Genomic DNA, 12,870 nt, shown 5'->3' with positions numbered 1-12,870 from the left:
GAGCCAGATCGTGGATACCGTCACCGGTGCGAGCTCGCTGGTCCGCGCGCTCGAGGACGCCGGTTGTGAAGTGATCTTCGGCATTCCCGGCGGGACGATCCTTCCCGCGTACGACCCGCTGCTGGACTCGGTGAACATCCGGCACGTGCTCGTGCGGCACGAGCAGGGCGCCGGGCACGCCGCATCGGGCTACGCGCAGGCGACGGGCCGGGTCGGGGTGTGCGTCGCGACGTCGGGCCCCGGCGCGACGAACCTCGTCACGCCGCTTGCCGACGCCTACATGGACTCCGTGCCGATCGTGGCGATCACCGGCCAGGTCAACAGGTCGATGATCGGCACGGACGCCTTCCAGGAAGCCGACATCCGCTCCATCTCCCTGCCGATCACCAAGCACGCGTTCCAGGTGACGGAACCCGAAGACATCCCGGCGGTGATCGCGGAGGCGTTCGCGCTCGCCGCGGGCGGCAGGCCGGGTCCGGTGCTGGTCGACATTCCCAAGGACGTGCTGGCCGCCACCACGACGTACACGCCGGCACCACCCGTCCCGACCCCGCGGGTGACGCCTGCGGCCAACGAGATCCGCCGCGCCGCCGGGCTGATCGCTTCCTCCCGCCGGCCGGTGTTCTACGTCGGAGGGGGAGTGGTCCGCGCCGGCGCCGCCGCCGAGCTGCGGGCGCTGGCCGAACGCACCGGCATTCCGGTCGTGACCACGCTGATGGCCCGCGGCGCGTTCCCCGACTCGCATCGCCAGCACCTCGGCATGCCCGGCATGCACGGCACAGTGCCCGCTGTCGCCGCCCTGCAGCAGTCCGACCTGCTGATCGCGCTGGGCACCCGCTTCGACGACCGCGTCACGGGCGTCCTGAAGCTGTTCGCTCCCAACGCCGCGGTGATCCACGCGGACATCGACCCGGCCGAGATCTCCAAGAACCGCAAGGCGGACGTGCCGATCATCGGTGACTGCCGCGACGTGCTGGTCTCGCTGAACGCGGCCGTGCGCCAGGCTCCGGTGCTCACGTCGTGGTGGGCGTACCTCGACGGCCTGCGCGACCGCTTCCCGCTCGGCTACGACTGGCCGGACGACGGCACGCTGTCGCCGCAGCACGTGATCGAGCGCATCGGCACGCTCGTCGGCCCCGAGGCGATCTACACGGCGGGCGTCGGCCAGCACCAGATGTGGGCCGCGCAGTTCATCGGCTACGAACGGCCGGGTTCGTTCATCAACTCCGGCGGTCTCGGCACCATGGGCTTCGCGGTCCCCGCCGCCATGGGCGCGCAGTGCGGCGTGCCGGACCGCGCGGTGTGGGCGATCGACGGTGACGGCTGCTTCCAGATGACCAACCAGGAGCTCGTCACGTGCGCACTGGAGGGCATTCCGATCAAGGTCGCCGTCATCAACAACGGCAACCTCGGCATGGTCCGCCAGTGGCAGAACCTGTTCTACCGCGGCCGGTACTCCAACACCGGTCTGTCCACGCACGACCGCGTTCCCGACTTCGTCGCACTCGCAGAGGCACTGGGCTGCGTCGGGTTGCGGTGCGCGGAGAAGTCCGAAGTGGACGACGTGATCATGCGCGCCATGGAGGTGCGGGACCGGCCGGTGGTGATCGACTTCGTGGTCGGCGAGGACGCCCAGGTGTGGCCGATGGTGGCCGCGGGAACCGGCAACGACGAGATCATGACCGTCCGGGGCATCAAGCCCCTGTTCGACGAGGACCTGTGATGACCAGACATGTGTTGTCGATGGTGCTGCGCAACGTCCCTGGCGCGCTGGCGAGGGTCGTCGTGCTGTTCTCCAGTCGCGGCGTCGACGTGGAGTCGCTCAGCCTCGATCCCACCGAGCGAGGCGACGTCTCCCGGATGGACGTGGTGGTGGGGCTGCCGGCCGGACGTTCTCCCGATCAGCTGGTGAAGCAGCTTTCCCGGTTGGTCGACGTGAAGAGCGTCGTGGCGGTGGCCGATTCCGCACGGAACCAGATCGGCGCCTGAGAGGAAGAGGCCCACCCCAAAGCCTCCGGGGTGGGCCTCTTCCCGTTCTCCCGCAACGAGAAGAGCCCGCTCTCAGCCGAGGGCGGGCTCTTCTCGCGCGGCGGGATCACACCTTCGCGGGTGCGTGCTTCTGAACCGCCGTCGCGTACTTGGCGAGCGTGTCGCCGGGGCTGGGACCGTTCAGCGCGCCGAAGATCTGGCCGGCCAGCGGCTGGCCGTGGCGGTCCAGGTCGGCGTGCGTCAGCGTCACCCGCGTGGTGGCCGGGCCCAGAGCCTCGAAGTCCACCTTGATGAACGACGCCTTGGAGTCCTCGTAGATCGGCTGCCAGCCAGGGCCGACCCGCCAGGTCATGACGAGGCGGCGCGGCGGGTCCCACTCGGTGATCGTGCCCCAGGCGATCTCCTGGCCGTCGGCGCCCGTCTCGTAGTAGCGGCCGCCCACCAAGGGTTCGATGGTGATCGAGCGACGGTCCTGCACGAACACGTGCTTCTCCGGCCACCAGTCGAGCGGGTGCTCCGCGAAGATCGCGAACGCCTGCTCGATCGAGCACTCGACCGTGACGGACTTGGCGACATCGGGAGTTGCCTCCGACATGAGCCCTCCAGGTGTGATGGACAAATCGGGCTCCAGCGTCCGGGAAAGCACTGCACGGCAACTAGAAGCGGCCTCGAACGAGACGTCCTCCACTGGGCTTCCACCACAGATGTGGAAGGTGAGGTGTCACAGAACACAGGAGGAGGGAGTCGTAGTGTCCCCAGTCAGCGTGAACACCTACATCGAGGTGAAGACGTTCTACGCGCTGCAGATGCGGCTGCTCGATGCGCTCGACATCGAGGGGTACGCGGCCACCTTCACCGAGGACGGCGTCACCGACCACGCCCACCGCGGCGAGAAGGTCGAGGGCAGGGCGGCGCTCATCGCGGGGGCCAACGCCGCGCTGCCGCGCTACGCCGGTGCCGCCGTTCGGCACTGGAACGACCACTACGTCATCGAAGAGGTCGACGAGAACACGCTCAACGTCTCCTACTGCTCGCTGGTCACCAGGACCGACAAGGCCGGCAACGTCACGTTCGAGCCGACGTTCTTCATCGAGGACGTGCTGGTGCGCGTCGACGGCGGGCTGCAGGCGAGGTCCCGCACGATCCACCGCGACGAGCCGTCGCCCGTCGCCATCGCCGCGGCCGCGGCGGCAAGGGAAGGAGCCGCATGAGCGACACCGGACTCGTCCCGGTCGCGGAGAAGGTGGGCGCGCTCGCCGCCGAGCACGCTCAGGAAGCCGACCGGACGCGCAAGCTGTCGCCGGAGATCGTGGCGGCCGTGCGGGAGGCCGGGTTCGCGCGGCACTTCGTGGCGAAGTCCTACGGCGGCAGCGAAGGCGGGTTCGGCGAGCTCACGCAGGCCGTCATGGCGGTCGGGGAGGGCTGTGCCTCGACGGCCTGGTGCGCCTCGCTCACCGCGCTGTCCGCCCGGTATGCCACGCACCTGCCGCAGCTGGGTCACGACGAGCTGTGGGGCAGCGACCCGGACACGTTCGTGGTCACGGCGCAGCCTCCGCTCGGCAAGGCGGCAACGGCTCAGGGCGGCCATCGGCTGAGCGGCCGCTGGGCGTACGTCAGCGGCGTGGACTTCGCCGACTGGGCCTTGCTCTGCGGCATGGTCGCCACGGAAGGCGAGCCAGAGGCGCGGTTCTTCGCCCTGCCGCGCAAGGACTTCACGGTCGTCGAGGGCTGGGACAACGCGGGCATGCGCGCCACCAGCAGCCACATCGTCGTCGTTGACGACGTGTTCGTGCCGGAGCACCTGTCGTTCCTGCGCGCGGACTTCATCTCCGGCAGGAACACCACGAGCAGCCTGCCCGCGCACAACGCGCCGTTCCAGGCGGTCGGCGGCCTCACGTTCGTCGCTCCCGCGGTCGGTGCCGCGTACGGCGCCCTCAACGCGGCCACGAACGCCATGAGGGGCAAGAAGGTCAACATCACCCAGGGGGCCGACCTGTGCCGGGCCTCCGCGCAGATCGACTCCGCGCGGTTCCTGGTGGAGCAGAACGCACAGGTGCTCGACGAGCGGACGTTCACGCCGAGGCTGATGGCGCGCTGCGAGCGCAACGCCGCCTTCACCGCGGAAACCCTTGTCGACGCGGTGGGCGCCCTCGTCAGGGCCGCGGGCACGAGCGGGTTCAGCGAGAGCTCGCCGTTGCAGCGGTTCTGGCGCGACATCGTCAGCGCGTCGAGTCACGTCGCGTTGCGGTACGAGACAGCGGTGGTGCGGACATGGCCAGCGGCGTTGATCGGCGAGTGAGGCTCGGCGTCGTCGGTTGTGCCGACATCGCCCGCCGCAGGATGCTTCCCGCGTTCGCGGGTCTGTCCGATGTGGACATCGTCGCGGTCGCGAGCAGGGACGGGGAGAAGGCGGGCAAGCTCGCGGCCGACTACGGCTGTGAGGCGGTCACCGGGTATGAGAAGCTGCTCGGCATGGACCTCGACGCGGTGTACGTGCCGCTGCCCGCGGCGCACCACGCCGTGTGGATCGAACGTGCGTTGCGTGCCGGAAAGCACGTGCTGGCCGAGAAACCGGTCACGCCGTCGCTGGAGGAGACCTCCGACCTCGTGTCCCAGGCCAGGGAACGCGGGCTCGTCCTGCGGGAGAACTTCCTGTTCCCGTACCACTCCCAGCACCACGAAGTGCGCAGGCTCGTCCTCTCGGGCGCCGTCGGCGAGGTGCGGTCCTTCGAGGCGTCGTTCACCATCCCGCCACGGCCTTCCGGGGACATCAGGTACCGCAAGGACCTCGCCGGCGGGGCGTTGCTCGACGTCGGCGTCTATCCGCTCAAGGCAGCGGTGCTGATGCTCGGCCCCGGACTACAGGTGCTCGGCGCGAGCCTGAAGGTCGACAGCACCTACGGTGTGGACGTCTCGGGATCGGTGCTGCTGAGGGCTCCCGGTGGCGTCACGGCCCAGCTCACGTTCGGCATGGAACACACCTACCGGGCGAGCTACGCGGTGTGGGGCAGCGAAAACCACATCACCGTCGACCGCGCCTACACCCCGCCCGCAGACCTCGCACCGATCGTGCGGCTCGGTGGTGAGCAGCTCACGCTCGAACCCGACGACCAGTACACCAACGCGGCCCGCAGCTTCGTGTCCGCCGTCAAAACCGGCGGCCCGACGTCCTGCGAGTCGATAGAGCTGGCTCAGCTCGTGGACGCGGTCAGAGACGCGGCCAGGTGAACGATGAAGGGGCCCGGAGATCCGGGCCCCTTCTGGCGTTCACGCATCCGCGGGGATGTCCGGCCGCGGTGTCGAACCCGGCACGCCGACGCGCTTGTCCGGCAGCACACCGTCGACCAGGTAGGCGTTGACGATGTCGTCGAGCGCGGTGTTGCCGGCGAACGCGTACACCTCGTGGTCGCCGGAGTCCTCGACGACGACCAGGTGGTGGCCGAGACGTTCGGCCATCGCGACACCACCCTCGTAGCGGTCGTACTGGTCGCCGTCGGCCTGCACGACCAGCCCGACCGGGTAGCCGACACGCTTGATGTGCGTCGGCTCCTCGCGGGACTCGAACGTGCGGAACGCGCCGACCCACGGCTGTGCGCGCAACACACCGAAGCCGTACGGGTGATGCTCGCGGTGGTAACGCATGTCGGAGAAGTAGACCTCGAGGTCGGTGGGCCACTCGGTTTCCATCGTGATGGCTTCCAGCACACCGATTCTGAGCTCGCCGGTCGTGTCCTGCGGGCGCCACGTGCCTTCGCCGGCGATCAGCTTCTGGGCGGTGGCGACGTCCTCGGCCTTGCGCAGGTCGCTGATCAGGTAGCCCAGCGAGTCCCACTGCCCGCGGTCGGTGGCGCGCGTGCCCACCGCGCCGTCGAACAACGTGCGCAGGTGCACCGCACCCATCTCCTCCAACGAGGAGACGACCTCCTCGACCGTCTCCAGCACCGCGGCGGCGGACCTGCCGAGTCCGAAGTGGACGTTGCGCTCGGCCGTCCACTGCGCCCACTTCTGCACGTTCCGGTACACGGCCTCGGCCTGCGTGACGAACTGCTCGCGCCACGTCCAGTTCGGGTTGACGCACGAGTCGAGGACGCTGCGGTCGAGGCGCGCGGGGAACATCGACCCGTAGACCGCGCCGACCAGCGTGCCGTAGGCGTACCCGACAAAGCTGATCTTGTCCTCGTCCAGCACGCCGCGGATGACGTCCATGTCCCGAGCGGTGTTGCGGGTGGTGATGTGCGGGCGCAGGTCGCCGCCCGCCCGCGCGCACGCCAGCTCGCGCTCGCGCATGTCGATGGCGATCTGCTCGAACAACGAGTCCGGCGGACGCGAGTCGAACGGCGCCACGGGCACCGCGACCTCGCTGTAGAGCCGGGTGGACTCGCCGATGCCGCGCGGGTCGAACCCGATCAGGTCGTACACCTCGCGGACCTCGTCCGGGAACTCCAGCGGCAGCTTGAGGCCTTCGCCGTTGTCGCCGCCGGGGCCGCCGTTGACCGAGAGCAGCACACCCCTGCGCTTGGCGGGATTCGTCGCGCGGAGGCGGGAAAGAGCGATCGTGAGCCGAGCGCCCTGCGGGTCGCTGTAGTCGCGCGGCACGGAGATCGTGGCGCGTTCCAGGCCGTCTTCCGCCGACGGCGCGGACCATTGTGGTCGCTGTTCGTAGAACTCGTGCAGTGCGTCGGGCACGGTAAGACCTCCGCGTCGGTTGCGTCGGGTTGTGAGGGTCGCAAAAGGCCCTAGAGGAGGTCTCGAACGCGTTCGAGGGGAGTTCCAGGCGATCCCCAGACGACGTCGGCACTGTGACTGGAGTCCGGCGAGCCGATTCCGTGGGGAGACACCGCGATGGCCAAGATCACCTATGTCCACCCGGACGGGACGTCGTCGGTCGTCGACGTCGAGCCGGGCAACTCGATCATGCGCGGCGCGAAGCTGGCGAACGTCGAAGGCATCCTGGCCCAGTGCGGCGGTGGCGCGACGTGCGGGACCTGCCACATCTACGTGGACAAGGACAACACCAAACCGTTGCCGGCCATGCACGACCTGGAGGACGGGCTGTTGTGCGTCACCGCGAGCCCCCGTCAGGACAACAGCAGGCTGAGCTGCCAGATCCCGGTCACCGAGGAGCTGGACGGGCTCGTCGTGCACCTTCCCGAGAAGCAACTCTGAGGAGCGTTGAACCATGACTCGACGGGTCGCCTTCGTCACGGGCGCAACCAGCGGAATCGGCCTCTCCGTCGCGGAGTCCCTCGGCGCGGCGGGCCACGCGGTGTTCGTGGTCGCGCGCGACGCGGAGAACGTCGCCTCGACGGTCAAGCAGCTCCGCGAGGACGGCTACGAGGCCGACGGCACCACCTGCGACGTGAAGTCCACAGAGGACATTCGCAAGGCCGTCACGAAGGCCGTGGAGACGTTCGGCCGCATCGAGATCCTCGTCAACAACGCCGGTCGCGGCGGTGGTGGCGAGATCGCCACGCTGGACGAGAACATCTGGACCGACGTCATCGACACCAACCTGCACAGCGTCTTCCGCGTCACCAAGGAAGTCCTGTCCACCGGCAAGATGAACCAGGGCGACTGGGGCCGCGTCATCAACATCGCGTCCACCGGTGGCAAGCAGGGCGTCATCTACGCCTCCCCGTACAGCGCGTCGAAGCACGGTGTCGTCGGCTTCACCAAGGCGGTCGGGCTCGAGCTCGCGAAGACCGGCATCACGGTCAACGCCGTCTGCCCCGGCTACGTTGAGACGCCGATGGCGGGCAAGGTGCGCCAGGGCTACGCCAACCACTGGGGCATCACCGAGGACGACGTCCTGGAGCGGTTCAACGCGAAGATCCCGCTCGGTCGTTACTCCACGCCGGAGGAGGTCGCCGGCCTGGTCACCTACCTGACCACGGAGACAGCGAACTCCATCACCGCGCAGGCGCTCAACGTCTGCGGTGGCCTGGGGAACTACTGATGGCCGACGCACCTGTCGTGATCATCGGTGCGGGCCAGGCGGGCTGCCAGGCCGCGGTGTCCCTTCGGGAGCTGGGACACCGCGGCCCCATCACGCTGATCGGCGACGAAGGCGTGCTGCCCTACCAGCGCCCGCCGCTCACGAAGGCCTACCTGCAGGGGGACATCGGGATCGGCGACCTGGTGTTCCGTCCGGAGACCTACTACACCGAGCACGACATCTCCCTCGTGCTCGACGACCCCGTGGTCTCCGTGGACCGCGTGGCCCGGCGCGTCGTCCTGCGCTCCGGCCACGCGGTCGACTACGAGAACCTCGTGCTGGCAACGGGTTCGCGTCCTCGTCCGATCCCAGGCGCCCACACGATCCGCACCATCGGGGACGCCGACTTCGCCCGCCCGGAGGGCCGCGTGGTCGCGGTCGGCGCCGGGTTCATCGGACTCGAGTACGCCGCCGTGGCAAGCGAAGCGGGCTGCGACGTCACCGTTGTCGAGGCACAACCCCGTGCGTTGTCCCGTGTCCTGTCGGAGGAGACCGCCGGGCACGTCGTCCAGGTGCACCGGCGTCGGGGCGTGAAGTTCCTCTTCAACGCCTGCGTTTCCGAGGTGCGGCCCGGTGAGGTCGTGCTTGCCGACGGAACGGTGTTGCCGGCCGATCTCGTGGTCGCGGGCATCGGTGTGGTGCCGAACGTCGAACTGGCCGTAGACGCCGGGCTCGCGGTCGACGACGGCGTCGTCGTGGACGCGTGGCTGCGGACGTCCGATCCGGCCGTCTTCGCGATCGGTGACTGCGCCCGGTTCCACCACGGCGCGCGGCAGATCCGGTTGGAGTCCGTGCAGAACGCCGTCGACCAGGCGAGCTGCGTGGCCGCGGTCATCCAGGGTTCGGCCGAGCCGTACGCCCAGGTGCCGTGGTTCTGGAGCGACCAGTACGCGATGAAGGTGCAGATCGCCGGCGTCACCGACGGCCACGACAACGTTGTGGTGACCGGAGATCCGCTGACGGGCGCGTTCTCGGTGTTCTGCTTCGCCAGCGACAGACTGCTCGGTGTGGAGTCGGTCAACAAGCCCGTCGACCACGTCCTGGCCCGGCGGCTGCTCGCGGCGAACTGCCCGATCCGGCCGGAGATGGTCGCCGTCCCCGGCTTCGACCTGCGCACCGCGGCCTAGCTGTTCTGGCGTCTGCAAGTACTACCAACAGCGAGTTGGTGGTACTTGCAGACGCCGTTCGCGTTCAGCGCACCTGGCGGAAGAACGTCCGGAGCTCGGACACGAGCACGTCCGGGCGCTCGATGCCGGGGAAGTGGCCGCCGACAGGAGCGTCGTGCCAGTACCGCAGGTCGCTGAACCTGCCCTCGATCCACGCCTTCGGCATGCGGGCGTCCTTCGGGAAGATCGTCACCCCGGTCGGCACGGACACCTGGTGCATCGGCACCCTGTTGTGCGACTCCCAGTACAGCCGTGCGGCCGACGTCGCCGTCCCAGTGAACCAGTAGATCGACACGGCGTCCAGCAGCTTGTCGACCGGTACCAGCTCCTCGAACGGCCTGTCATGGTCCGTCCAGGAGTAGTACTTCTCGGCGATCCACGCCAGCAGCGCGACAGGGGAGTCCTGCAGTCCGTAGCCGATCGTCTGCGGCTTGGTCATCTGGATGGCGGAGTAGCCGGCCTCGCGCGCCTGGAACTCCTTGAGAGCCGAGAGACCCGCGTAGTCGCGCTGCGTCAGCTCGACCTGAGCCTCGGGCGCCCCGGCGAACACCATCGTCAGGTGGATGCCGATCAACCGTGCGGCGTCGATGTGACCCAGCTCCGCGGTGACGAACGAACCCCAGTCGCCGCCGTGCGCGGCATAGCGTTCGTAGCCGAGGACCTCCATGAGCCCCGACCACGCGCGGGCGATCCTCTCGACGCCCCAACCGGTCTGCGTCGGCCTGTCGGAGAAACCGTAGCCCGGCAGGGAGGGCACGACGACGTGGAAGGCGTCCGCCGGGTCCTCCGGGTTGGTGAGAGGCTCCAGGACCTCCAGGAACTCCAGCACCGAACCCGGCCAGCCGTGCGTCAGCAGCAACGGCGTCGCCTGGGCGTGTGGCGAGCGGACGTGGAGGAAGTGGATGCCGAGATCGTCGATCTCGGTGCGATACTGGGGAAGGGTGTTCAGCCGTGACTCGACGGCCCTCCAGTCGTACTTGTGCTCCCAGTGCTCGGCGAGCGAGCGGACGAACTCCAGCGGCGCGCCCTGCGACCAGTCGGACACCGTCTCCGCGTCCGGCCAGCGGGTCAGGGACAGACGCGTGCGCAGATCGTCCACAGAGGACTGAGGGACCTCGGCCCTGAACTCGGTGACGTTGGCGTTCATGCGTCGGCACGTTACCGGCGGCACCTCGAAGAACCCTTGACGGCGGTTGAGCGGACATCCAGGGCATCTCCAAGCGGGACTGGCACGGTCGAGCGCGGCTGACGAGAAGGGAAACCGCAATGACCAACGCCGAGACAGAGCTGACGCCTTTCCCATGGCACCGCAAGTGCCCGTACCAGCCCCCGGAGGAATACGCGCAGCTCCGCACGGAGAACCCCATCGCCAAAGTCGAGCTCCGCACGGGTCGTGAGGCGTACGTGGTCACGAGCTACGAGCACGTGCGCAAGCTTCTCACCGAGCCGAACGCGAGCTCCGACCGCGGCCACGAGGGTTTCCCGTACTACATCGACATCCCGCCGCAGTTCCGCACCGAGGGCTCGTTCATCGGATGGGACCCGCCCAAGCACACGGCCTACCGCCGGATGGCCGCGGTGTCCGGTGAGTTCACCAAGCAGCGCGTCCGCGCGATGCTGCCGAGGATCGAGGCCATCGTCGACGAGCGCATCGACGAGATGCTGCGCCAGGGTCCGCCGTGCGACCTCGTCACCGCGCTGGCGCTGCCGGTGCCGTTGACGATCGTCTGCGAGATCCTCGGTATCCCGCACCAGGACCACGACTACCTGCACGACCGCACCGACAAGCTGTTCGGCGGCAAGTCCAGCGCCGAGGTGCGGATGGCCGCGATCACCGAGCTGAACGGCTACCTCGCCGAACTGCTGGAGCGCAAGCTCAAGGAACCGGGCGAGGACCTGATCAGCCGCATCGTCGTCCGGTTCCACGAGGCCGGTCTCTACGACAGCCGTGAGCTCGTCAACCTGGTCCGCCTGCTGCTCAACGGCGGCCACGAGACCAGCGCCGCGATGATCGCGATCGGCGCCATGACCCTGCTGGAGCACCCCGACCAGCTGGAGAAGCTGAAGAACGACTGGAGCCTCGCGCCCAACGCGGTCGAGGAACTGCTGCGCTACCTCACGCCGGGCGACCTCGCGTCCTCCCGCGTGGCGCTGGCCGACATCGACGCCGGCCCCGTCACCATCAAGGAGGGCGAGGGCATGATCATCTGCGGTGGCGCTGCCAACCGCGACCCCGAGGCCTTCCCCGAGCCGGACAAGTTCGACATCACCCGCCCGAACGCGCGCAACCACGTCGCGTTCGGCTACGGCGTGCACCACTGCATCGGCGCCGAGATCGCCCGCGTCGAGCTGACCGTGGTGCTCACCAAGCTGTTCCAGCGCATCCCGGACCTCAAGCTGGCCAAGCCGTGGAACGAGCTGCAGTACAAGGACGGCGCGGTCATGTACGGCGTCTACGAGATGCCCGTCACCTGGTGACCGCCATCTTGTGACGACACGAGAAAGGCCCGCCGGTGCGAACCGGCGGGCCTTTCTCGTTGTCTGCTCAGCGAACCGCGCCAACGACATCCTCCTGCGGCGAGGTCTGCAAGGGCTTCACCGTCGTGCGGCCGAACCGCCGCATGAACGGTGTCTCCACCCACGCGAACAGCGCCCAGGAGACCAGCAGGGACACCACGAACGCCGCCACCAGGAACGCCAGCGCGACCGGCGCCGGCCACGCCTTGCCGCCCAGCGCGCCGAAAGCGTTGATCTCCGTGCCGAACGCCCAGTGCCCGTACGTCAGCACGAGCCGGTGCACCAGGTAGAACGCGAACGACACCTCGCCCAGCCACACCATGCTCGGCCGCGCGAAGAACGTCCTGCGGCCCTTGACGTCCGCGACCGCGCGGCCGGGATCAGCAGCGCCAGCGGAATGATCGTCGCGCCGACGAACGCGTACAGGAACGGCACGAACAGCGAGGCCACGTAGCCCGCGAACGCGAGTGCGATGCCCCACTTGACGCCCAGGCCGATCCACCGCCCGGTCATGACGATCCGCGCCAGGATGATGCCGAGCGCGAACTCGAACAGGCGCGCCACCGGGAAGTTGTAGACGAACCATATCTGGGCGTAGGACGCGGGACCCCACGGCCACACCGGCGTCGACGGCAGCAACGCCTTGGCCAGCAACGGCACCAGCAGCACCGCGAGGATCGTGGCGCCGGCGTAGAACCACAGCCGCGACGGCCTGATCTTGTTGATCAGCACCAGCAGGAACGGGAACGACAGGTAGAACACGGCCTCGACGGACAGCGACCACGCGACACCGTTGCCGGACAACAGCACGTCGTAGTCCGGGATCCACGCCTGCACCAGGAACAGGTTCGCGACGGCGGAGGCCGGGTCGACCGCCTGGCGGAACACCAGCAGCAGCACGATCGCCGCGACGAACGTGACGACGTGGTTGGGCACGATCTTCGCGAACCGGCGCCGGAAGAAGCTCCCCTTCGTGTCACCGGGCCGGGCCGACCACGTCAGCACGAATCCACTGAGGATGAAGAAGAACGACACGCCGACGAACCCGGCGGTGCTGGTCGCGATCATGTAGAGGAAGCCGACCTCCGGCGTCCTGAAGAGGAACTCCAGGCTGCCGTGGAAGACGAAGACCATTGCCGCGGCGACGAACCGCATGCCCGTCAGCGACGGGAGTCTCGACGAACTCGCTACTTGGCTCGACAC

Annotated in this window: 14 protein-coding genes; 9 read left to right on the top strand and 5 right to left on the bottom strand. The window is 68.6% G+C overall.

Annotated features, from left to right (window positions below; genetic code table 11):
- The first annotated feature begins 10 nt into the window (after positions 1 to 10).
- Positions 11 to 1,723 carry an acetolactate synthase large subunit gene (locus FXN61_RS00255; RefSeq protein WP_167969177.1) on the top strand — a complete coding sequence of 571 codons (1,713 nt, stop codon included), beginning with the start codon at positions 11 to 13 and terminating at the stop codon, positions 1,721 to 1,723.
- Positions 1,723 to 1,989 carry an acetolactate synthase small subunit gene (ilvN, locus tag FXN61_RS00250; protein ID WP_167969176.1) on the top strand — a complete coding sequence of 89 codons (267 nt, stop codon included), beginning with the start codon at positions 1,723 to 1,725 and terminating at the stop codon, positions 1,987 to 1,989. Before FXN61_RS00255 ends, ilvN begins: the two co-directional genes overlap by 1 nt.
- 106 nt (positions 1,990 to 2,095) lie before the next feature.
- On the opposite strand, the gene FXN61_RS00245 is transcribed toward ilvN, so the two are convergent.
- Positions 2,096 to 2,584: an SRPBCC family protein gene (locus tag FXN61_RS00245; protein WP_167969175.1), complete on the bottom strand. Its 489-nt coding sequence runs from the start codon at positions 2,582 to 2,584 to the stop codon at positions 2,096 to 2,098.
- A 154-nt stretch (positions 2,585 to 2,738) separates the two neighbouring features.
- On the opposite strand from FXN61_RS00245, the gene FXN61_RS00240 reads away from it, so the two are divergent.
- From FXN61_RS00240 to FXN61_RS00230, 3 genes are read left to right on the top strand one after another with little or no spacing between them, the layout of a single operon-like run.
- Entirely contained in the window at positions 2,739 to 3,200 is a 462-nt protein-coding gene (locus tag FXN61_RS00240) for a nuclear transport factor 2 family protein (RefSeq protein WP_223165260.1), read from the top strand.
- Positions 3,197 to 4,288 (top strand): acyl-CoA dehydrogenase family protein, encoded by a 1,092-nt coding sequence (locus FXN61_RS00235; RefSeq protein ID WP_167969173.1) that lies wholly within the window; start codon positions 3,197 to 3,199, stop codon positions 4,286 to 4,288. The genes FXN61_RS00240 and FXN61_RS00235 overlap by 4 nt, the downstream gene beginning before the upstream one ends.
- The gene (locus FXN61_RS00230; RefSeq protein ID WP_167969172.1) at positions 4,261 to 5,217 is read left to right on the top strand and encodes a Gfo/Idh/MocA family protein; all 957 of its coding nucleotides are present in this window, start codon (positions 4,261 to 4,263) and stop codon (positions 5,215 to 5,217) included. The genes FXN61_RS00235 and FXN61_RS00230 overlap by 28 nt, the downstream gene beginning before the upstream one ends.
- Positions 5,218 to 5,256: 39 nt before the next feature.
- Here the strand turns inward: FXN61_RS00230 and FXN61_RS00225 are convergent, their stop codons facing one another.
- Positions 5,257 to 6,675, bottom strand: a complete 1,419-nt coding sequence (locus tag FXN61_RS00225) for an alpha/beta fold hydrolase (protein WP_167969171.1) — start codon at positions 6,673 to 6,675, stop codon at positions 5,257 to 5,259.
- A gap of 156 nt (positions 6,676 to 6,831) precedes the next feature.
- Between FXN61_RS00225 and FXN61_RS00220 the strand changes: the two genes are divergently transcribed.
- The 3 genes from FXN61_RS00220 to FXN61_RS00210 are packed head-to-tail and all read left to right on the top strand — an operon-like array spanning position 6,832 to position 9,111.
- Positions 6,832 to 7,155, top strand: coding sequence for a 2Fe-2S iron-sulfur cluster-binding protein (locus FXN61_RS00220; protein WP_086665187.1), 324 nt, complete (start codon positions 6,832 to 6,834; stop codon positions 7,153 to 7,155).
- 13 nt (positions 7,156 to 7,168) lie between these two features.
- The gene (locus tag FXN61_RS00215) at positions 7,169 to 7,945 is read left to right on the top strand and encodes an SDR family NAD(P)-dependent oxidoreductase (protein WP_167969170.1); all 777 of its coding nucleotides are present in this window, start codon (positions 7,169 to 7,171) and stop codon (positions 7,943 to 7,945) included.
- Complete coding sequence (locus FXN61_RS00210) at positions 7,945 to 9,111, top strand: NAD(P)/FAD-dependent oxidoreductase (RefSeq protein WP_167969169.1); 1,167 nt, start codon at positions 7,945 to 7,947, stop codon at positions 9,109 to 9,111. Before FXN61_RS00215 ends, FXN61_RS00210 begins: the two co-directional genes overlap by 1 nt.
- A 64-nt stretch (positions 9,112 to 9,175) precedes the next feature.
- On the opposite strand, the gene FXN61_RS00205 is transcribed toward FXN61_RS00210, so the two are convergent.
- Positions 9,176 to 10,297: an epoxide hydrolase family protein gene (locus FXN61_RS00205; protein ID WP_167969168.1), complete on the bottom strand. Its 1,122-nt coding sequence runs from the start codon at positions 10,295 to 10,297 to the stop codon at positions 9,176 to 9,178.
- A 119-nt stretch (positions 10,298 to 10,416) separates the two neighbouring features.
- Between FXN61_RS00205 and FXN61_RS00200 the strand changes: the two genes are divergently transcribed.
- Positions 10,417 to 11,628, top strand: coding sequence for a cytochrome P450 (locus tag FXN61_RS00200; protein WP_167969167.1), 1,212 nt, complete (start codon positions 10,417 to 10,419; stop codon positions 11,626 to 11,628).
- A gap of 67 nt (positions 11,629 to 11,695) precedes the next feature.
- Here the strand turns inward: FXN61_RS00200 and FXN61_RS00195 are convergent, their stop codons facing one another.
- The gene (locus FXN61_RS00195) at positions 11,696 to 11,971 is read right to left on the bottom strand and encodes a hypothetical protein (protein WP_167969166.1); all 276 of its coding nucleotides are present in this window, start codon (positions 11,969 to 11,971) and stop codon (positions 11,696 to 11,698) included.
- Complete coding sequence (locus tag FXN61_RS00190) at positions 11,932 to 12,870, bottom strand: acyltransferase family protein (protein ID WP_167969165.1); 939 nt, start codon at positions 12,868 to 12,870, stop codon at positions 11,932 to 11,934. Before FXN61_RS00190 ends, FXN61_RS00195 begins: the two co-directional genes overlap by 40 nt.

Source organism: Lentzea indica, from assembly GCF_012184385.1.
Lineage (GTDB): Bacteria > Actinomycetota > Actinomycetes > Mycobacteriales > Pseudonocardiaceae > Lentzea > Lentzea indica.
The sequence above is the reverse complement of the archived record's forward strand: the minus strand, read 5'-3'. Positions and strand labels throughout refer to the sequence as shown.

Bases quoted from the DNA above. Each gene is read 5' to 3' on its own strand.
- ilvN (WP_167969176.1), top strand. From the start codon at position 1,723: ATGACCAGACATGTGTTGTCGATGGTGCTGCGCAACGTCCCTGGCGCG.
- FXN61_RS00245 (WP_167969175.1), bottom strand. From the start codon at position 2,584: ATGTCGGAGGCAACTCCCGATGTCGCCAAGTCCGTCACGGTCGAGTGC.
- FXN61_RS00235 (WP_167969173.1), top strand. From the start codon at position 3,197: ATGAGCGACACCGGACTCGTCCCGGTCGCGGAGAAGGTGGGCGCGCTC.
- FXN61_RS00230 (WP_167969172.1), top strand. From the start codon at position 4,261: ATGGCCAGCGGCGTTGATCGGCGAGTGAGGCTCGGCGTCGTCGGTTGT.
- FXN61_RS00220 (WP_086665187.1), top strand. From the start codon at position 6,832: ATGGCCAAGATCACCTATGTCCACCCGGACGGGACGTCGTCGGTCGTC.
- FXN61_RS00215 (WP_167969170.1), top strand. From the start codon at position 7,169: ATGACTCGACGGGTCGCCTTCGTCACGGGCGCAACCAGCGGAATCGGC.
- FXN61_RS00210 (WP_167969169.1), top strand. From the start codon at position 7,945: ATGGCCGACGCACCTGTCGTGATCATCGGTGCGGGCCAGGCGGGCTGC.
- FXN61_RS00205 (WP_167969168.1), bottom strand. From the start codon at position 10,297: ATGAACGCCAACGTCACCGAGTTCAGGGCCGAGGTCCCTCAGTCCTCT.
- FXN61_RS00200 (WP_167969167.1), top strand. From the start codon at position 10,417: ATGACCAACGCCGAGACAGAGCTGACGCCTTTCCCATGGCACCGCAAG.